General features: G+C 62.3%; 23 protein-coding genes. 8 read left to right on the forward strand and 15 right to left on the reverse strand.

Features of this window, described 5'->3' with window-relative positions; translation table 11 throughout:
- The first annotated feature begins 202 nt into the window (after nucleotides 1–202).
- Both xseA and ACMUVN_RS23365 read left to right on the forward strand, forming a co-directional pair.
- Nucleotides 203–1,783, forward strand: coding sequence for an exodeoxyribonuclease VII large subunit (xseA, locus tag ACMUVN_RS23360; RefSeq protein ID WP_063474836.1), 1,581 nt, complete (start codon nucleotides 203–205; stop codon nucleotides 1,781–1,783).
- A 2-nt stretch (nucleotides 1,784–1,785) separates the two neighbouring features.
- Complete coding sequence (locus tag ACMUVN_RS23365) at nucleotides 1,786–2,379, forward strand: NAD(P)H-dependent oxidoreductase (RefSeq protein ID WP_063474835.1); 594 nt, start codon at nucleotides 1,786–1,788, stop codon at nucleotides 2,377–2,379.
- Between the two features lie 114 nt (nucleotides 2,380–2,493).
- On the opposite strand, the gene ACMUVN_RS23370 is transcribed toward ACMUVN_RS23365, so the two are convergent.
- Together ACMUVN_RS23370 and ACMUVN_RS23375 are read right to left on the reverse strand one after the other, a co-directional pair.
- Nucleotides 2,494–3,747 carry an aminopeptidase gene (locus ACMUVN_RS23370; protein WP_063474834.1) on the reverse strand — a complete coding sequence of 418 codons (1,254 nt, stop codon included), beginning with the start codon at nucleotides 3,745–3,747 and terminating at the stop codon, nucleotides 2,494–2,496.
- Nucleotides 3,748–3,873: 126 nt separating this feature from the next.
- Nucleotides 3,874–4,557 (reverse strand): glutathione S-transferase family protein, encoded by a 684-nt coding sequence (locus tag ACMUVN_RS23375; protein WP_063474833.1) that lies wholly within the window; start codon nucleotides 4,555–4,557, stop codon nucleotides 3,874–3,876.
- Between the two features lie 82 nt (nucleotides 4,558–4,639).
- On the opposite strand from ACMUVN_RS23375, the gene ACMUVN_RS23380 reads away from it, so the two are divergent.
- On the forward strand, nucleotides 4,640–5,083 hold the full coding sequence (locus ACMUVN_RS23380; RefSeq protein ID WP_063474832.1) for a MarR family winged helix-turn-helix transcriptional regulator: 444 nt from the start codon (nucleotides 4,640–4,642) through the stop codon (nucleotides 5,081–5,083).
- A gap of 34 nt (nucleotides 5,084–5,117) precedes the next feature.
- Here ACMUVN_RS23380 and ybaK read toward each other — a convergent pair whose 3' ends face one another.
- The 4 genes from ybaK to ACMUVN_RS23400 form a co-directional block, all read right to left on the reverse strand.
- Nucleotides 5,118–5,591: a Cys-tRNA(Pro) deacylase gene (gene ybaK / locus ACMUVN_RS23385; RefSeq protein ID WP_063474831.1), complete on the reverse strand. Its 474-nt coding sequence runs from the start codon at nucleotides 5,589–5,591 to the stop codon at nucleotides 5,118–5,120.
- A 29-nt stretch (nucleotides 5,592–5,620) separates the two neighbouring features.
- The gene (locus tag ACMUVN_RS23390; RefSeq protein WP_063474830.1) at nucleotides 5,621–5,971 is read right to left on the reverse strand and encodes an ArsC family reductase; all 351 of its coding nucleotides are present in this window, start codon (nucleotides 5,969–5,971) and stop codon (nucleotides 5,621–5,623) included.
- A 116-nt stretch (nucleotides 5,972–6,087) separates the two neighbouring features.
- Nucleotides 6,088–7,149 (reverse strand): succinylglutamate desuccinylase/aspartoacylase domain-containing protein, encoded by a 1,062-nt coding sequence (locus ACMUVN_RS23395; protein WP_127431547.1) that lies wholly within the window; start codon nucleotides 7,147–7,149, stop codon nucleotides 6,088–6,090.
- 98 nt (nucleotides 7,150–7,247) lie between these two features.
- A complete protein-coding gene (locus tag ACMUVN_RS23400; RefSeq protein ID WP_127431548.1) occupies nucleotides 7,248–7,856 on the reverse strand; it encodes a 2'-5' RNA ligase family protein in 609 nt (202 codons plus the stop codon).
- 252 nt (nucleotides 7,857–8,108) lie between these two features.
- Between ACMUVN_RS23400 and ACMUVN_RS23405 the strand changes: the two genes are divergently transcribed.
- Entirely contained in the window at nucleotides 8,109–8,672 is a 564-nt protein-coding gene (locus ACMUVN_RS23405) for a methylated-DNA--[protein]-cysteine S-methyltransferase (protein ID WP_097543171.1), read from the forward strand.
- Nucleotides 8,673–8,693: 21 nt separating this feature from the next.
- Here ACMUVN_RS23405 and ACMUVN_RS23410 read toward each other — a convergent pair whose 3' ends face one another.
- Nucleotides 8,694–9,428, reverse strand: coding sequence for an SDR family oxidoreductase (locus tag ACMUVN_RS23410; RefSeq protein ID WP_097543261.1), 735 nt, complete (start codon nucleotides 9,426–9,428; stop codon nucleotides 8,694–8,696).
- 107 nt (nucleotides 9,429–9,535) lie between these two features.
- A complete protein-coding gene (locus tag ACMUVN_RS23415) occupies nucleotides 9,536–9,910 on the reverse strand; it encodes an Atu4866 domain-containing protein (RefSeq protein WP_414815492.1) in 375 nt (124 codons plus the stop codon).
- 106 nt (nucleotides 9,911–10,016) lie between these two features.
- On the opposite strand from ACMUVN_RS23415, the gene ACMUVN_RS23420 reads away from it, so the two are divergent.
- The gene (locus ACMUVN_RS23420; RefSeq protein WP_414815493.1) at nucleotides 10,017–10,913 is read left to right on the forward strand and encodes a LysR family transcriptional regulator; all 897 of its coding nucleotides are present in this window, start codon (nucleotides 10,017–10,019) and stop codon (nucleotides 10,911–10,913) included.
- Between the two features lie 16 nt (nucleotides 10,914–10,929).
- Here the strand turns inward: ACMUVN_RS23420 and ACMUVN_RS23425 are convergent, their stop codons facing one another.
- Nucleotides 10,930–11,319, reverse strand: coding sequence for a type II toxin-antitoxin system VapC family toxin (locus tag ACMUVN_RS23425; RefSeq protein ID WP_097543173.1), 390 nt, complete (start codon nucleotides 11,317–11,319; stop codon nucleotides 10,930–10,932).
- A complete protein-coding gene (locus tag ACMUVN_RS23430) occupies nucleotides 11,306–11,581 on the reverse strand; it encodes an AbrB/MazE/SpoVT family DNA-binding domain-containing protein (protein ID WP_097543174.1) in 276 nt (91 codons plus the stop codon). The genes ACMUVN_RS23425 and ACMUVN_RS23430 overlap by 14 nt, the downstream gene beginning before the upstream one ends.
- A gap of 249 nt (nucleotides 11,582–11,830) precedes the next feature.
- Between ACMUVN_RS23430 and ACMUVN_RS23435 the strand changes: the two genes are divergently transcribed.
- Both ACMUVN_RS23435 and ACMUVN_RS23440 read left to right on the forward strand, forming a co-directional pair.
- Complete coding sequence (locus ACMUVN_RS23435) at nucleotides 11,831–12,685, forward strand: helix-turn-helix transcriptional regulator (RefSeq protein WP_414815494.1); 855 nt, start codon at nucleotides 11,831–11,833, stop codon at nucleotides 12,683–12,685.
- A 38-nt stretch (nucleotides 12,686–12,723) separates the two neighbouring features.
- Entirely contained in the window at nucleotides 12,724–13,269 is a 546-nt protein-coding gene (locus ACMUVN_RS23440; protein WP_063474823.1) for a YbhB/YbcL family Raf kinase inhibitor-like protein, read from the forward strand.
- Between the two features lie 73 nt (nucleotides 13,270–13,342).
- On the opposite strand, the gene ACMUVN_RS23445 is transcribed toward ACMUVN_RS23440, so the two are convergent.
- Nucleotides 13,343–13,834, reverse strand: a complete 492-nt coding sequence (locus tag ACMUVN_RS23445; RefSeq protein ID WP_097543176.1) for a GNAT family N-acetyltransferase — start codon at nucleotides 13,832–13,834, stop codon at nucleotides 13,343–13,345.
- A gap of 438 nt (nucleotides 13,835–14,272) precedes the next feature.
- Between ACMUVN_RS23445 and ACMUVN_RS23450 the strand changes: the two genes are divergently transcribed.
- On the forward strand, nucleotides 14,273–15,154 hold the full coding sequence (locus ACMUVN_RS23450; RefSeq protein WP_097543177.1) for an AraC family transcriptional regulator: 882 nt from the start codon (nucleotides 14,273–14,275) through the stop codon (nucleotides 15,152–15,154).
- 53 nt (nucleotides 15,155–15,207) lie between these two features.
- Here the strand turns inward: ACMUVN_RS23450 and rpiB are convergent, their stop codons facing one another.
- From rpiB to ACMUVN_RS23470, 4 genes are all read right to left on the reverse strand, one after another.
- Nucleotides 15,208–15,657 carry a ribose 5-phosphate isomerase B gene (gene rpiB, locus ACMUVN_RS23455; RefSeq protein WP_097543178.1) on the reverse strand — a complete coding sequence of 150 codons (450 nt, stop codon included), beginning with the start codon at nucleotides 15,655–15,657 and terminating at the stop codon, nucleotides 15,208–15,210.
- 55 nt (nucleotides 15,658–15,712) lie between these two features.
- Nucleotides 15,713–17,275, reverse strand: coding sequence for a glutamine-hydrolyzing GMP synthase (gene guaA, locus ACMUVN_RS23460; protein ID WP_097543179.1), 1,563 nt, complete (start codon nucleotides 17,273–17,275; stop codon nucleotides 15,713–15,715).
- A gap of 91 nt (nucleotides 17,276–17,366) precedes the next feature.
- Complete coding sequence (locus ACMUVN_RS23465) at nucleotides 17,367–18,005, reverse strand: 5'-methylthioadenosine/S-adenosylhomocysteine nucleosidase (RefSeq protein ID WP_047617570.1); 639 nt, start codon at nucleotides 18,003–18,005, stop codon at nucleotides 17,367–17,369.
- Nucleotides 18,002–18,451, reverse strand: a complete 450-nt coding sequence (locus ACMUVN_RS23470) for a PaaI family thioesterase (RefSeq protein ID WP_003544704.1) — start codon at nucleotides 18,449–18,451, stop codon at nucleotides 18,002–18,004. Before ACMUVN_RS23470 ends, ACMUVN_RS23465 begins: the two co-directional genes overlap by 4 nt.
- Between the last annotated feature and the right edge of the window lie 87 nt (nucleotides 18,452–18,538).

Raw genomic sequence — 18,538 nt, forward strand, 5'->3', positions numbered from 1 at the left:
AATCCCTTTCGGGTAAAACGCGAATTGTACCTATCCGTTCCGCAACAAAACGGATTTATCGCGTTCGGTGTCGGCCGCCATCGCGGCCGAACTCAGCGGAGCGGCGATGACGTCGGCCCGTTGCCGAGTTCAAAGCCGGGAAAACGGCCTCTGCATCGATGCCGAGCTTCCCGTTTGCTGCTGATCGACATAAAAAGGTGAGATGAGCAACGTCTTCGACGGCGATTCGCCGACCAACCTTGCCGAGTATTCGGTTTCGGAGCTTTCCGGCTCGATCAAGCGCACCGTCGAAACCGCCTTCGACCAGGTTCGTGTGCGCGGCGAAATCTCCGGCTATCGCGGGCCGCATTCTTCGGGTCATGCCTATTTCGCGTTGAAGGACGACCGCGCCCGCATCGACGCCGTCATCTGGAAGGGCACCTTCTCGCGGCTGAAGTTCCGTCCGGAAGAGGGCATGGAGGTCATCGCCACGGGCAAGGTCACCACCTTTCCGGGTTCTTCGAAATATCAGATCGTTATTGAGACGCTGGAGCCGGCCGGTGCCGGCGCGCTGATGGCGCTGATCGAGGAGCGCAAGCGCAAGCTGGGCGCCGAGGGCCTGTTCGATGCCGCCCGCAAGAAGCGGCTGCCCTTCATGCCGAGGGTTATCGGCGTCGTCACGTCGCCGACCGGGGCGGTCATCCGCGATATCCTTCACCGCATCTCCGATCGTTTTCCCGTACATGTCCTCGTCTGGCCGGTGAAGGTACAGGGCGAGGGGTCCGGCGAGGAGGTGGCGAACGCCATCCGCGGGTTCAATGCGCTGGAGCCGGCAGGTACCATTGCGCGCCCCGATGTGCTGATCGTCGCGCGCGGCGGCGGCAGCCTGGAAGATCTTTGGAGTTTCAACGACGAAATCGTCGTGCGTGCTGCGGCCGAAAGCCGGATACCGCTGATCTCGGCCGTCGGCCATGAGACCGACTGGACGCTGATCGACTATGCCGCCGATGTCCGCGCCCCGACGCCGACCGGTGCCGCGGAAATGGCGGTGCCGGTCAAGGCGGAGCTCGAGGCGCAGGCCGCCGCTCTCGCCGCACGCCTGCAAGGCTGCATGAACCGGCAGATGGATCAACGCCGTCAGTCCGTCCGTGCCCTGATGCGGGCATTGCCGTCGCTCGATCAGCTTCTCGCCTTGCCACGCCGGCGTTTCGACGAAGCGGCTGCCGGCCTTGGCCGCGGGCTGGAACTCAACACCATCAACAAGCGCCGCGGCTTCGAGCGCGTCGCCGCGCATCTGCGCCCCGATGTGCTCTCCAATCGCATCGCCGAACGCCGCCAGACGCTGAACGAGCGGATCGTGCGGGCCGAGCGTATGGTCGAACGGCTGATCGACCGTTCGAAATCGCGCGTTGAGCGCGCCGAAGCAATCCTCGCCTCGCTGCCTGCCCGGCTGAAGACCCAGACCGACCGCGGCCGCGAACGGCTCGGCAATCTTTCGCGCCATGCCGATACGGCGATCCGTCACCAGCTGACCCGTGCGCGCGCCGAGCTTTCTTCGCAGGACCGCGTGCTGCAGTCGCTCTCCTATAAGAATGTGCTGAAGCGCGGTTACGCCGTCATTCGCGATGAGGATAACAGGCCGGTCTCGCAGGCTGCTCAAATTTCCGCCGGCATGGGCATCGCCATCGAATTCGCCGACGGTCGTGTCGGCGCGATGACCACGGAAGGCGGCACACCGCCGGCCGGTGCCAAGAAGCGCAGCGCAAAACCCGCAGAACCGCAGAAACAGGGAAGCCTGTTCTGACGATGCGGATCCTGCTGGTGCTTGCCCACCCATTGCCGGACAGTTTTGCCGCCTCCGTGGCGCGCACCGCCCGCCAAGCATTGGAAGCCGCCGGGCATGCCGTCGATTTGCTCGATCTCTACGCCGAGAATTTCGATCCGCGTTTGTCCGAGACCGAGCGCCGCGGCTATTTCGACGTGCCCTACGATAGTTCAGCCGTGGCCGGCATCGTGGACCGACTGAAGGCCGCCGACGGCCTCGTTCTCGTTTTTCCGCAATGGTGGTTCAATTTCCCTGCTGTCCTGAAGGGCTTCTTCGATCGCATCTTTGCGCCGGGGGTCGCCTTCACCCATGATGCCGCCGGAGGCCGTATTGTGCCGCAGCTCACCAATATCAGGCTGCTCTACGCGCTGACGACGACAGGTTCGCCCTGGTGGCTGGTGCGTCTCTATATGGGCGATCCGGTGCGCCGGCTGTTGAAGCGCGGCATCGCCGCCTTCTGCTCGAAGCGGTTGAATTTCCGGATGCTCAGCCTGCACGACATGGACCGTGCCACCAATGCAAAGCGGACGGCGCATCTCGATCGCGTGCGCAAGCTGCTATCGGCGATCCGATGACTCGGCGTCCGAAAGGAACTTGCGCGGCAGGCACCGTCGCGAGCCCTTTCAGTCAGCGTGATGAGCACGGTCCTGCGGTCAGCGCTTCATACTGTCAGCGTAGGATGACGCCGCTCAGGCCCATTCGCCCTGCCGCATCACCGGAACCCGCGAACCATCCGGCTTGATCCCGTCGATATCGACCTTGCCGGAGCCGATCATCCAGTCGATATGGATCAGGCTGGAATTGCCGCCCTGCGCCTTGATCTGCTCCTGGCTGAGCGTCGCACCGTTCAGGAAGCATTTGGAATAGCACTGGCCGAGCGCGATGTGGCACGAGGCGTTTTCGTCGAACAGGGTGTTGTAGAACAGGATGCCGCTGGCCGAGATCGGCGAGGAATGCGGCACCAGCGCCACTTCGCCGAGCCGGCGCGCCCCCTCGTCGGTATCGAGCACCTTGTTCAACACCTCCTCGCCGCGCGATGCCTTGGCCTCGACGATCCGTCCGCCCTCGAAACGCACCTGAATATTGTCGATCAGCGTGCCCTGATGCGAAAGCGGCTTGGTGCTGGAAACATGGCCTTCGACGCGCAACGCATGCGGCGTGGTGAAGACTTCCTCGGTGGGGATGTTCGGATTGCAGGTAATGCCGTTCTTGGCGGTGGAAGCGCCGCCATGCCATTCATGCCCGTCGGCAAGGCCGACCGTCAGGTCCGTCCCCGGTCCTTGGAAATGCAGCGAGGCGAAACGTTCGCCGTTCAGCCAGGCGGAGCGCTTGGCGAGATTGGCATTGTGTTCGGCCCAGGCGGCGACCGGATCGCTGACATCGACGCGCGAGGCGGCAAAGATCGCCTTGGCAAGCTTGGCGATCGCGATCGGTTCCGGATCGTCGGGGAAGACCACCTTGGCCCAGGACGGGTTGGGATAGGAGACGATGTTCCAGTTGATGTCGAAATTCGAGATCTTCTCCAGCGCCGGCTTGTAGGCGGTGGAGTTGGCGCGATTGGCGCGGCCGACCTTGCCGGCATCCTGCTCGGAAAGCAGCATCGGATTGTCGCCGGCGACGGCAAGACGGGCCGCCCCGTTGGCATAGGCCTTGGCCATGCCCTCGTAGAGCCAGCCGGAAGCGCGGTCGAAGCTCTCGTCGCCGCCATATTGATAGCGCGCCAGCGTCGTTTCCTCGTCGGAATAGAAGGCGGTGACCAACCCGGCGCCGGCCTGATAGGCGTGTTTGGTGATCAGGCGCACCAGCGGCAGCGCCACGACAGGCGCGGTGACCACCAGATCCTGACCCTTCTGCAGCTGCAGCCCGACCTTGACGGCGACTTCCGCAAGCTTTTCCAGCTTGTCGGGATCAACGGTGTTCTGGCTCTGGGGCATGAAAGTCATGGTTCAACCTGCCTTCTGTCATTAACGGTGAGAGGCTGGAAGACTTAGACCCGTTTGCGGCGAAAATGAAGCGTATCGCCGCCAAATTGCAAGCGGTCGGATGGACGTCCGGCCGCAGCGCGGGCTTCAGGCGGCCGCCTCCAGCCTGAGCAGGATCGAGTTATGCTTTTCGAGGAATTCGACCAGCCGCTGCGGGTAGTCCGCACTGACGGCGGCCTTGACGCTTGCCCGTTCGGACAGCGCCTTGCGCCAGTGCCTCACCCGCTCCAGCCCTTCGAAGATGCCGCTGTCGCCGAGCGTGTCGAAGAGATCGAAATAACGAAAGACCGGCGCGAACACGGCGTCGACCAGGCTGAAGCCGTTGCCGGCGAAATAAGGCCCGTCCGTCAGCACCGTCTCGATTGTCGCGAATTTGGCGATGAGCGCCTTGCGTTTGATTTCCAGCTGCGAGGCATCCTCGGCCGTTTCATAGCCCCAGAGATCGGAAAGCACGGACGAGCCGAATTCCATCCAGCCGCGATGGCGGGCACGCGTCAGCGCGTCTTTGGGATGCAAGGCGACGCCAATCTGCGTTTCCTCGAGATATTCGCAGATGACGCTGCTTTCGAACAGCACGGCCTCGCTGCCGTCCTCCTCTTCGATCCTGAGCAGCGGTACCTTTCCGAGCGGAGAGATCTTCAGGAACCAGTCCGGCTTGTCGGCAAGATCGATGTTGATGCGTTCGAAGGGCACGCCCTTTTCGAGAAGCGCGATCGCGGAACGCTGCACATAGGGGCAGAGGTGATGGCTGACGAGAGTAAGCTTGCTCATGGCGGTCTCCACGGGATGATAATAGATGTAATTGCATGTAATATCACTTGCGGCTGAATTCAAGGTAGATGTAATTGCATTTATGTCCGAAAAAACGCCGAATCCGAGCGAAGCTGTCACCTCTGCCTGGACGAGCATCATGCGCGCCCGCGAGCGCTTGCTTGGCGCGATTGAAGCCGACCTGAAAGCGGCAGGCCTCCCGCCGCTTGCCTGGTACGACGTGCTGTGGGAATTGGCGCGCTCGGAAGACGGCAGGCTGCGCCCCTACGAGATCGAGGAGCGGACCTTGCTGGCGCAGTATAATCTTTCCCGGCTGATCGACCGGCTGGAAAGCGAGGGCCTGGTCCGGCGCGAAACCTTCGCCAGCGATGGCCGCGGCCGCTGGGTGGTGATGACGGATGCCGGCCGAAAGCTTCGCGAGCGCATGTGGGCCGTCTATGCCAGATCGATCGAGACCCATATCGGCTGCAGGCTTGCCGAAAGCGAGGCGAAGACGATCGCCGGCCTGCTCGACCGCTTCTTATAGTTTCAATCGCCAGAGCATCGGCATCCTGTTCTGATCAGGCAATCAGCGGCGCGGCGACGGCCTTGAGCACCGTCAACGCATCCTTCGGATCGATCCGCACCTGCAGCCCGCGCTGCCCGCCATTGATGAAGACCAGCGGCTCGGCAAGGGCGGCTTCCTCGATCGCCGTCGGCACCGTCTTCTTCTGGCCGAACGGGCTGATGCCGCCGACATGATAACCTGTCAACCGCTCGGCATCGGCGGGCTTCATCATGTTGGCCGATTTGCCGTGAAAGGCGTTGGCGAGCTTCTTCATGCTGACCTCGCGGTCCGACGGTACGACGACGCAGACCGGTTTGCCGTCCACCTCCGCCATCAGCGTCTTCAGCACCCGGTGCGGCGCCTCGCCGAGCGCTTCGGCCGCCTGCAGCCCGACGCGCTCGGCATTGGGATCGTAATCATAGGCATGGACCGTGAAGGCGATACCTGCCTGCGAAAGAAGCTGTGTCGCGCGCGTGGTCTTGGACATCTCTCCCCCTGAGCTCAGCGAGCCGTCTGTCAGCCGCCGAACGTACCGGCGTAAATCTCCGGCTTGAAGCCGACCAGCAGCTTGCCTCTAGCCTCCAGCACCGGCCGCTTGATCATCGACGGCTGGTCGAGCATCAGGGCGATCGCCTTTTCCCGGGTCAGGTTCTCACGCTCGGCATCGGGCAGTTTGCGGAAGGTGGTGCCGGCGCGGTTGAGCACGGTATCGAGGCCGGCCTTGTCGATCCAGGCTTCGAGATGGGCACGGTCGATACCGAGCGCCTTATAATCGTGAAACTCATAGGCGACGCTATGTTCTTCCAGCCAGCTGCGGGCCTTCTTCATCGTGTCGCAATTCTTGATGCCATAGATGGTGACGGCCATGCCCGAACGATCTCCCTGTGATGACAGCGGGATAACATGCAGGCCGGTCGGCGCAAACGCCGTGCGACGATTTATCCCCCGCGCGCCGATGATCGCGGCAGGCAAAACCGCCCCGCTTAATTCTCCAGCGCCCCGGCCTTGCGCGCCGCCTGGCTTGGGTTCTCGCAGGCGATCTTCATCAGGTCGCCGCGCCGCCGCACCAGCCGGTCGGAGGTTCGGGTCAGGATCAGCCCGTCCTGCGGCGCGGTGAGCTCGATGCTGCCACCCGGCTGCCCCGGCCGGGCGACGATCGTCGCAAGAAGATCGCCTTCCGCAACCCTCTCGCCGATATTGCGATGGAAGAGCACGGCGCCACCTCCTCCGGCGCGAATGATCTCGACATTGTCGAGCGGCACGGCCGGCCCGGAAAATGCCGTTGACCCTTGTTTCCCGTCGCCGACGATCCCCCGTGCCGCCAGGAAGCGCCAGAGCCCGTCCGCATCCCTTTTCGCCAGCACCGGATCGACATCGCGTTTGCCGCGCAGCTCGACGGTGACGGAGAGTTTGCCGGGCAATCGGGACTGGCGTTCGCCGGGAACCTGATACTTCCATGCGAAACCGACGGACTCCTCGAAGGCCGAGCTTTCGCCATCCGAAAGCAGCACGGCCTCCATGTCGAGCGCGGCGGCGAGATCGGCCGCCTCAGGCCAGAAGGCCTCGTCGATATAGGCATATTGCAGGGATTCGTCGTCGCAATGCAGGTCGAGCACGAGATCGGCGCCGAGCGCCATATGCAGCAGCTGCCGCTTCAATCTGTCGGTAGCCGGATAATCGTCGAGGTCCTCGATCAACAAGGCCCGATCGACAAGGGAGATCAGCGGGAAATCCCGGTTGAAATTGGTGCGTGAACCCAAGTCGAAACGGCCCTGCAATTCGCCGAAATGCGACTGCGCCGCACCGATCGGATTGGCCTGCGGCACAATGGTGATATCGCCGGCGATCCCGTCCTGGCTTTCTGCCTGCCGCAGCCGCTCGCAGAGGAAATGCAGGAGCACCGTTCCCGGCAGCTCACCGGCATGAAGTGCCGCCTGGATATAGGTCTTCGGCGCCTTCGCATCGCGGCCCGTAAAGCGCAGCACCGGCAGCCGCCACTCCGTTCCCGGCGTATCGCCCGGGATGATGATCTCTGAAATGTCCATGCCGCTTTCGCTCCCGTTTGCATCCATGCCGGAACAGGCCTTCAGAGCTTTATGCGCGGAAATCGGGCAAGCGCAAGCCGCGATCCCCATCATTGCCCTCAGCCGAGCAGCGGCCAGCGATCGATGATCCGATGTTCGGTCTTTCCGAGAACACTGTGGACGAGCAGGAATTCGGCGGCCGTCCATGAAACCGGTCTGCCGAGGCTTGTCGGCGGCACGGCCTTGCGGTCGTAGAGCAGCGTCATATGTGGCGTGAAATCCCGGCTTATATTGTGCTGCAATCCGGCATTGTGCATGCCGACACCGAGTTGGACATGCAGCCGTGTGAGCGGCTTTCGTCCGCCTTCACCGCAAAGCACGAGCGGCCGCGCCTTGCCCTCCCGCTTGAAACTCATGATCCTGTCGAAGGTGATCGTGATCGGTGCGCTCTCCACCGTCGCGCCGGCCTGGCGCGCCGCAAAGACCGCGTCCTCCGGTAATTCTTCATAGTCATCGATGCCGATGATCGTCATGTGCAGCGTCGTCAGGCGTGGTTTTGCGGAAAGAGAGAAAGCTTTGCCGTAGTCATCGGCGATCTTGGCCGCCTGCTGCTCGACGGCATCGGGAGCGCAGAGGGCGAAGAAGAGCCGATGTCCGCTGACGTGGCTTTCGCCCGGCCGCGCCCGACGGTTTTTGTCGTACCCGAAATCGAGGGAAATCTGGTTCATAGGCCCTCAGGGTCGTCATGACCCGCCTCGTCGGTTTCAAAATGCGATGAAGGATATTCCTGACAGGGCGACACATCAAGAACAAAAAGAGAACATAATTTCCCGATACGCGTGGCGTTAAATTCATCCGAACCATTGCCTCGGCGCCGGATGAAGCGGACTTTCTAAAAGTCCAGCGCGCGCAAGAAACGGGTTGAAACAGCGGCCATCCCATACGATTTTGATGGCAATCGAAAACGCGGAGGCTGTGTCATGGCTGAGACGACGCACCACTATCTCATCTTCGAAACCGCGGGCGGTTTCTGCGGCATTGCCTGGAGCGACGCCGGCATCGCCCGCTTCCAACTGCCGACCAAATCAGCGGAAGCGACCGAACGGCTGCTGCTGCGCCGCTTGCCGGATGCCGAACCCGGCGCGCCGACGCCCGCTGTGCTCGAGACAGTTGCCGCCGTGAAGCGCTATTTCCAGGGCGAGGAGACGGATTTTTCCGGCGTCGAACTCGATCTTGCCGGCCAGGATGCCTTCTTCCGGGATATTTATGCGGCGGCACGGCGGGTTGGCTGGGGCCGCACCACCACTTACGGCGCCCTGGCGAAAGAACTCGGCGCCGGGCCGGAAGCCGCCCGCGACGTCGGCCAGGCGATGGCGAAAAACCCGGTCGCTCTGATCATTCCCTGTCACCGGGTGCTGGCTGCCGGCGGCAAGATCGGCGGCTTCTCCGCTCCCGGCGGTTCGACATCGAAGGCCCGCATGCTGGAACTCGAAGGCGTCAACCTCGCACCGCCACCGCCCGCCCAGCAGTCGCTGGGTTTTTAGGCGGCGACGGGACGCTGGCCCTCAATGCGGGCTGGCTGTCGGCCGGATGATGATCTCGCTGACATCGACGTCATCAGGCTGGCTGATGGCGTAGAGGATCGAATTGGCAATCGCCTCCGGGCTGATCGTGATCGCTCTGAAAGCCTTCATCGCGTCCCGCGCCATCGGATCGGTAATAGTCTCGGCCAGTTCAGATGTCGTCGTGCCGGGGGAAATGACGGTGACGCGGATGCGATCGGTCTCCTGTCGCAATCCGTCCGAAATCGCCCGCACCGCGAATTTCGTCGCGCAATAGACGGCAGCCGTCGGAGAGACGCTGTGGCCGCCGATCGAAGACAGGTTGATGATCTGCCCTGATCCCTGCGCTTTCATGATCGGAAGCGCCGCCGCGATGCCGTAGAGAACGCCCTTGATGTTGACGTCGACCATCCGGTCCCATTCGTCGACCTTGAGGGCCTCGAGCGGCGAGAGCGGCATGACGCCGGCATTGTTGACGATCACATCCAGCCGTCCGAATTCGGATCTGGCAAAACCTGCGAAGGCCTCCACTTGCGAACGTTCGGTGACGTCAAGCTGTCGCAGGCGCACCGTCCCGCCCTTTGCGGCGATGTCGCCGGCAAGTTCCTCCAGGCGATCGGTGCGGCGTGCGCCGATCACGATATGCGCGCCGGCCGCAGCCAGCACCTTGGCCGTAGCCTCTCCGATGCCGCTGCTGGCCCCGGTGATGGCAATGACTTTTCCGTCGATATCAGACATTTCAAGCTCCATTAGATTGAGGTTTTCGTGGCGGTCAGCTTGGGAAATCGGCGCTGAGCGTCGTCTCCGCCCAGGCGTCGAAATTTGCGCGCCGTCATGGCGGCACGTCATCTGCGCCGGAGCACCATGCCGCCATGATGGAGGGTATTGCCGTCGACGAAATCGCCATCGGCGGTGAAGCGGGTGTCGTCCCAATATTCGATGTGGCTGCCGGTGACTTCGTAGCGCCCTCGATAGGCGCTCTCCCGGCTGCCGCGGGCTTCGTCGTAACGGCCATTGGGCAGAAGTTCGTGGCGGACGCGGCCGTCATCCGTCACCCACATGCCGACATAGGGATGCTGTTGCATTCTGTTCTCGCTTATTTGTGACTGCCGAGAGTCTCGGCCGTTCACGGCATCGGCGGCGGACGAACCGATCGGCGTGCCGGCTAAGGTGGTTGCGGCGAAAAAATGCAGAACAGGACTGTTGGAAATGTTGCGCATCGATCTTCCTCTCGAAGCCTCCGTTGACCGCGACTTGAAAGATAGCGCCCTCACCTCCGGCGATTAAGTTGCCAATCCAGGATGCCTTGGTTAGATATGCTAACCAATGGCGGATGATCTCGAAGGCATTTCAGTCTTTCTTGCGGTGGCGGAGGCGCGGAACTTCCGGCTCGCCGGCGAGCGGCTTGGCGTCACCCGCTCCGCCGTCAGCCAGGCCCTGCAGCGCCTGGAGGATCGGGTCGGCGTTGCCCTGGTCCAGCGCACGACGCGCAGCGTCAGCCTGACGGAGGCCGGCGAGGTGTTTTTCGACGCGGTTCGGCCATCGGTCCGCCAGGTCAAGGATGCGATGCAAACGATCCGGGAAATGCAGGTCCGCCCGAGCGGCTTGCTGAGGATCACCGTGTCCTCGATCGCCGAGAACTTCCTGTCCGGCACGTTGCTGGCCGGTTTCATGGAAGCCTGCCCCGAGATCAAACTCGATATCACCATCACCGATGACGCATTCGATATCGTCGAGGCCGGCTTCGACGCCGGCGTCCGGCTGGGCGAAGTGATCGAACAGGATATGATTGCAATCTCCGTCTCCGAAGAGCAGCGACAATGTGCGGCCGCATCCCCCAGCTATCTCGAGCGCCGCGGCCATCCCCGCCATCCCCGCGAACTGCAGGATCACGCCTGCATCGGTTGGCGGCCGCGCCCGGATACCGCACCCTATCGCTGGGAGTTCACCGAAAACGATCGCGATTTCGACGTCGCGGTCGACCCCGCCGTCACCACCAACGACATGGGAATGATGATCCGCATGGCCTGCGCCGGAGCCGGCATCACCTTCGGCATGGTGGAAACCTTCCAGTCCTATGTGGAACGCGGCGAACTCGTGCCGCTGCTGGAGGGTTTCTGTCCGCCCTTTCCGGGCTTCTATCTCTACTATCCCAGGCGCCAGAGGCAGCCACTGAAGCTGCGCGCATTGGTCGATTATATCGGCAGGTCCCGTAGGCGGTAATGCGGTCTGCGCCCCCTCAGGCTTCCCGCACCGTCTCGAAGCCTGCCGCTTGGGCTGCTTTCATAAATTTGCGGTCAAAGGTAACGAACTCTTCGCAATGGGCCGCTTTGGTCAGGTGCAACGCATCGGCAAAATCCATTCCGTTCTCAGTGAGAGCGAAGGCAAGAGCAACGATTGCAGAATCCTCGATCGTCACCGTGGACAGCCCGCCAAAGGCGCGAAGGGCACGCGCGACCTCTGCACTGCTGTAGCCATAGACGCTGCGCAGCACCCATTCGGCCTCCAGCACCACTGTCACGGCGACAAAAACGGCCTGTCCGTCAATGATGTCACGGGCGCGGACAGATTGTTCCGGATGATCGCCCGTGAGATATCGGACGACGAGATTGGTATCAATCGCGATCATGACGGCGGCGGGCCTCGGCCAATAGGCCGTCTTCCATATCATCAAGTGTTTTGGGCTCGCCGCTGAAGGGAAGCATGCCGAAGACATCGCTTGGGTCTGTCGGCGCAAAGGCAGGGGCCTGCTTCAGCAGCACCCCTTCCGCGGTTTCCTCGACAATCAGGCGCGTTCCAGCCGCCCACTCCCGCCGTTGGCGCACGGCTTTGGGAAGAATGACCTGTCCCTTGGTGGAGACGGTGGTAATGAGGCTTTCAGCCCGTGTCATCTTTTGCCTTTCTTGGTAAGACGAAAGTAAGATAGGTGTATCGCTTTCGTTATTCAAGAACTATCGCGGATGCCAGCAGCAGCCGTCCGAGAGGCGATTTACATAGTCTGTAGTCTGTAGTCTGTAGCCTGTGGCTGAAGATTGCCCACGGCACTGGGTTCTGGTATTCCCGAGCCTCGCGGATCAGCGGTCGTCTTCATGCCGGCTCTCCCGGTTGCCGCTCTGATCCACCCCATTGTCGGAGAACATATGCTGGACGACGTCTTTCCCGTTCCGACCAGAGCCTTGATCCGCCAGGGCGGGCGCGCCTGTTTCTTTCGGCTCGTCAACACCAGCCCCCTGTTGATACAGGTGCAATCGGGAACGAAGATCGTCATGGCCGATGATAAGGCTCTGCGCCTCGAGGCGGGCGCCTATGGCTTGCTGCCCGACTATCGTCCCCTGACGATGGAGAACATTCCCAAGGCGCCGCAGAAGTATCAGACCCTGGCACTTCCCGTTCCGCGCCAGCTCTTCGAGGAAGCCTACAGCAGGATGGGATCGATCGCCGTTCCATCGAGGCCTGTACCGGCAGGCACCTCGAAGCTGCCGGAGGAAGCCGCGGCATTGTTTGACTATTGCTGTCAGCCCGGCAATCTGACGAGGCTTCCCGGCGCGATTGCCAAGGCTCGTTTGATGGAGCTGATCACCTGGTTTGCGCTCTGCGGAGCGGTGCTCGGCCAAAAGCAAAGTCCTCGGATCGAGGATCGGCTGCGGCAGATGATCGAAAGCGATACGGCCTTTGCTTGGACGCTCCGGCAGGCGGCGCGCTCGTTCAACATGAGCGAAGCGACGCTGAGGCGCAAACTGGCCGCCGAGAACACCGGCTTCAGTGAGATCCTGAGCGATACAAGGATGAACCGCGCCTTGGGCCTCATTCAAACCACAACCCTGCCGATGGCGCAGATTGCCTTTGAGGTCGGTTACGATTCGCCGTCTCAATTCGCGGCGCGGTTCAAGGAGCGGTTTGGCGTCAATCCACGCCATGTGCGCGGCGGCTCCGAGCGTTTTGAGCGGATCGGGGCAGAAGTTGAGCATAGCGGGGCAGATGCGCTTGTTCGGTGACGATAGATTTCCTGCATCATCAACCGCAGGAAAACAGCATGCGTTTTATCACAGCAGCACTTCTCGCCGCCTCCATCTTCGGCGCAACGGCCGCACAGGCCGAAATGAAGCTCACCTCGAAGGACTTGACCCCCGGCAAGGCGATGGCCGATGCGCAGGTCTTCAACAGCTTCGGCTGCTCGGGCAAAAACGTCTCGCCGGAACTGACCTGGTCGGGCGCTCCTCAGGGAACCAAGAGCTTCGCCATCATGGCTTACGATCCGGATGCGCCGACCGGCTCGGGCTGGTGGCATTGGTCGGTGTTCAACATTCCCGCAAATGCCTCGGAGATCGCCACCGGCGCCAGCGGTGACAAAAAGCTTCCCGTCGGCACTATCGAAGGTCACACCGACTTTGGGACATCAGGCTATGGCGGCGCATGCCCGCCGGCCGGCGACAAGCCGCACCACTACCAGTTCACCGTCTACGCGCTCTCGGTCGACAAGCTCCCGCTTCCCGATACGGCGCCGGCCGCCATGGTTGGCTTCTATGTCCGGGCAAACACGCTCGACAAGGCTTCCGTCGAGGTCACCTACGGCCGCTGAGGCCGGCTCAGGATCGCCGGCCGAGGTAACTGAACCTCGGCCGGTCGTTCCTATGCGGGCTTATTCTGCAAACCTAGCCCGTCACTGCTTCCCAACAAATCAACGGACCGTCTTCGGCATCGATACGCTCGCCGGTGCGGATGAATCCATTGCGTTGGAGGACACGCTGTGAGGCGATATTCTCCAACCCGGTCTCTGCAGAGATCAGCGCCACGCGAGGGTCGTTCCACGCCCACTCCAGCAATTGCGCAATGGCCCGCGTGGTGGATCCAAGACCCTGGCGGGACGGCGCAACCCCATAGCCGATATGGATGTTTCCATCTTGCGGAACCCGAACGATGGAGCAGAGGCCGACGATCTCGCCATCCTCGACGATCATCCAGGCCGACGGCGAAAATTCAGCGTTTATCTCCGTCGCGAGGCGGTTCAACATCCCCAGTATCTCCGGAGGCGCAATCGCACTGTCCGGGACAAGGCGCAGATGACGGGGCGCAATGCCCTTCAGCAGCGCTTCGAAGTCATGAGTGGTTAGTTCGATGATCATGGTCTTCTCGACATTAGACATGCGCCAGCATTGGGCGCGCTAAGGCCGAGCGATAGAGTGAGGATCAGCTCTCGGTCACGATGCCGAGCGCCTTCATCCCTGCCGCCACAGCCGGTGAGTTCTGGATCGTTGCGACGGCAAACAAAGGCATTCTCCTCTAAGACTTAAATGCGAATAGCAGTCCGATGCGAGCACCGCAAGATATTCGGCGACCTCTCACGCCGGCCGATGGATCTGTGCCACCGCGCCACCCGGAAAGGCCTTCGTGGCCGCGCTCGCCCTAGGAAGCGCCAGATCGACAAGGTCCGACAGCTCATGATCATTATTGCCGTCTGCCCTAGATAAGACTTGCGTGTAAGCGGTCGTTGGAAGTTTTCGCTAGTCCATGCCAAACCGCAAGATCGGTCGAGCACCTCATGGCCGTCAGCGGCTAGATGGAGCCGCCACGGAGGAGGGACGATGAAGGCGACGCTTCAAAACTATCAGGCCCGGATGCGGCGGGTGCTGGACTATATCGACCGGCATCTCGACTGTGATCTGGACCTGGAAACGGTGAGCCGTGTTGCGGCCTTTTCGAAGTTTCATTTCCACCGGCAGTTTGCGGCGACCTTCGGATTGTCAGTGCATCGCTATGTCAAGCTTGCCCGGCTGAAGCGCGCTTCGCACCGGCTGGCCTACAGGGACGCCCAAAGCGTCACCGAGATAGCGATGGATGCCGGTTACAACGCACCGGATGCCTTCGCCCGCGCCTTTCGGCAACGGTTCGGGCAATCGCCTTCGTCGTTCCGGAAGTCTCCCGACTGGGAGCCGTGGCTTGCGGCCTTCGGGCCTCTCGACAACGCAAGGAGCAAGCTCATGCAAAAGACTTTTACCACGGACGATGTGACGATTCGCGATGTGCCTCCCACGCCGGTGGCGATCATGGAGCACCGGGGCGACCCGGCGACGCTCGGCGCCACCATCCAGCGGTTCATCGCCTGGCGCACGGCCGCTGGCCTGCATCCCAGAACAAGTCCGACCTTCAATGTCTGGCGTTCCGAGCGGCGCCCTGCGTCGCCTGCCGATTACAGCGTGGATCTTTGTGTCGGGACCGGCCAACCGATCGAGGCGGACGGCGGAGAGGTCAAAGCCGGCGTGATTCCTGGCGGACGCTGCGCGGTGCTGCGTGTCGTCGGCAACACCGACAATCTGGAGCCTGCCGCGCTCTATCTTTATCGCAACTGGCTTCCGGCCAGCGGCGAAGAAGCACGCGACTTCCCGATCTATTGCCAGCGGCTGAGCTTCTTCCCCGAAGTGCCGGAGCATGAGGCGGTGGCGGACCTGTTTCTGCCGCTGAAATAGCACCGGGGGTGGGTCCTGAAAGCATCTTCTTCCAAGGAAGAAGCAAAAAAGCGCTACCCTTCCAGTGCCCCGATCATCTCCACCCGCGTCGCATGCCGGCCGCCCTCGAATTGGGCGGTCAGGAACGCATCGACGATATCGAGCGCCAGCCCTTCGCCCACTACGCGCACGCCGATCGACAGCATGTTGGCATCGTTGTGCTGGCGAATCATGCGGGCTGAGAATGTGTCGGCGCAGACGCCGCAACGGATGCCCTTTACCTTGTTCGCCGCCATCATGATGCCCTGGCCGGTGCCGCATAGGATGATGCCAAACCGGCAATCGCCGGAGGCGACGAGCCGCGCCGCCGCCTCGCCGTGCTCAGGATAATGTGTGCTCTCCGGCGTCGTCGGCCCGATGTCGACCACCACCCAGCCCTGCGCCGCGATATGAGCGGCAATGGTCTGTCGGAGCTGAATGGCGGCGTGATCGCTGGAAAGCACGATGCGGTTGCCGGTTGTCATGGAGAAGTCGTCCCGTTTCCCGAAGCAATTTGGCGGCGGTCGGATCGGCTCGGCATCACTCCCACTCAATGGTACCGGGCGGCTTCGACGTGACGTCGTAGACCACGCGGTTGATGCCGCGCACCTCGTTGATGATGCGGGTGGCGGCGCGGCCGAGGAATTCCATGTCGTAGTGGTAGAAATCCGCCGTCATGCCGTCGACCGAGGTGACGGCGCGCAGCGCACAGACGAATTCATAGGTGCGCCCGTCGCCCATGACGCCGACCGTCTGGACGGGAAGCAGCACGGCGAAGGCCTGCCAGATGGCGTCGTAGAGGCCGGCCTTGCGGATTTCGTCGAGGTAGATCGCATCGGCCTCGCGCAGGATCTCCAGCTTTTCGCGGGTGATGCCGCCGGGGCAGCGGATGGCAAGGCCGGGGCCTGGGAACGGGTGGCGGCCGATGAAGCTGTCGGGCAGGCCGAGTTCGCGGCCGAGCGCGCGCACCTCGTCCTTGAAGAGTTCGCGCAGCGGCTCGACGAGCTGCATCTTCATGCGCTCCGGCAGGCCGCCGACATTGTGGTGCGATTTGATCGTCACCGACGGGCCGCCGGTGAAGGAGACGCTCTCGATCACGTCGGGATAAAGCGTGCCCTGGCCGAGGAAATCGGCGCCGCCGAGCTTCTTGGCCTCTTCCTCGAAGGTCTCGATGAACAGCCGGCCGATGATCTTGCGCTTGGTTTCCGGGTCGCTGACGCCTTCGAGCTCGCCGATGAAGCGATCGGAGGCATCGACATGCAAGAGATGCAGATTGTAGTGCTCGCGGAACATGGCGACGACGTTTGCCGCCTCGTCCTTGCGCATCAGCCCGTGGTCGACGAGGATGCAGGTCAATTGGTCGCCGACGGCCTCATGGATCAACAGGGCTGCGACCGAACTGTCGACGCCGCCCGAAAGCGCGCAGATGACGCGCTTGTCGCCCACCTGCTCGCGGATCTGCTCGACCGCTTTCTGGCGATAGGCCGACATCGACCAGTCACCCCTAATGCCGGCAATGTTGTGAATGAAGTTGCCGATCAGCTTGGCCCCATCGGGCGTATGCACAACCTCGGGATGGAACTGCACGCCGTAATATTTGCGCTTCTCGTCGGCGATGAAGGCGTAGGGCGCGTTGGAGGAGGTGGCGACCACCTCGAAACCATCCGGCAGCGCCGTGACGCGGTCGCCATGGCTCATCCAGACCTGATGACGAGACCCGGAGGACCAGAGGCCCTCGAACAGCTGGCAATCCTTGTCGACATCGAGGAAGGCGCGGCCGAATTCGCGGTGATGGCCGCTCTCGACCTTGCCGCCGAGCTGCATGCACATCGTCTGCTGGCCGTAGCAGATGCCGAAGACCGGCAAGCCGCTGTCGAAGATGATGTCAGGCGCTCGCGGCGATCCCTCGTCCACCGTCGAAGCCGGGCTGCCGGACAGGATCACGGCCTTGGGCTGCAGGCGCTGGAAGCCCTCTTCGGCCGATTGAAAGGGAACGATCTCGCAATAGACGCCAGCCTCGCGCACACGCCGTGCGATGAGCTGGGTCACCTGGCTGCCGAAATCGACGATGAGAACGGAGTCGGGATGTGCTGTCTGGGTCATGGCGAGGCTTTAATGAAAAGCGCTTCGCCTTGCAATGCGGGAAATCGGCGGCATCGGGTTTTTATTGTTCCGATTGTCCCAGAATTTAAGCCTAGAACCAGAAAACGCCGTCCTCCAGCGCCGTGAACAGGCTGTCGACGCCGTAGGAGAGCTTGCGGTCGACGATATGCAGATATTCGGTCCAGCCGGAAATATGCTGCAGTTCGACTGCGCCGTCGGAAATGCCGCGAAGGCCGATCAGCGGCAGCTTGTAGCCCTGGCAGGCGCGCAGCACCGCAAAGGTCTCCATGTCGACCATGTCGGCGTCGATATTGGTATAGGCAGCACCCGAGATGACGTTGCCGCCGGTGGAAAGGCTTGCTTCCGGAATGCCGGGAATGCGCAACGGCAGCTCGAGCACCGCGGGCAGGTCGAGGAAGGGGGTCTTGCCCTTTTCGAAACCGAGCGGCGAGGCGTCCATGTCGCGGTAGGAAACCGAGGTGACCTGATAGATTTCGGTCTGCTCCAGTTTCGCCGAGCCGGCTGAGCCGAGCGAAACGACGAGATCGGGCAGGTCGTCGGCGGCATCCAGCCGCCCCAGCGCCTTGGTCAGCGCCACCGCCGCCTCGACCGGGCCGACGCCGGTCATCAAAGGTTCGATGCGCGAACGCAGGAAGGGACCGTATTCGGCCTCGGCCGCCATGACGAACAGGATGGATTTCCCCGCGACCGATTTCAGTTCGAACTTCATCCCGTTATTCCTTCCCTACCGCGGATCACCATCATCGTTCCGGTCATGGAGGCGATGAGTTTGGCCGGCCCGTCGCTGATCGCGTAGCCTCGCCCGTCGGCGACGATGATGGTGGAGCCGGGTTTGGTGATTTCCCCGCGAAACAGGAAACGATCGCCACGCCCCGGCGACATGAGATTGACCTTGAACTCGATCGTCAGGATCGAGGCTTCGGGGTCGATGACGCTGTAGGCCGCAAAGCCGCAGGCCGAATCGAGCGCCGCGGAAATGATGCCCGCATGCAGGATGCCGTGCTGCTGTGTCAGTTTGACGTCGAAGGGAAGCTCGATCTCGACGACGCCGTGCTCGACGCGCGTCAACTCCGCGCCGATCGTCTCCATCGCCGCCTGCCGCGCAAAATTGCGGCGAATTCGCGCGCGGAAATCGCCCCTGTCAGTCTCGCTCATGTCTGCCCCTCTTGCAGCCGCGAAAGTGGCATGGTGCGCCGGATTCGACAAGCTGGACATTGCTGAAATCGGTCCGGGCGGCGATGG

It is taken from the genome of Rhizobium sp. IY2 (genome assembly GCF_047532935.1).
GTDB classification, from domain to species: domain Bacteria; phylum Pseudomonadota; class Alphaproteobacteria; order Rhizobiales; family Rhizobiaceae; genus Rhizobium; species Rhizobium anhuiense.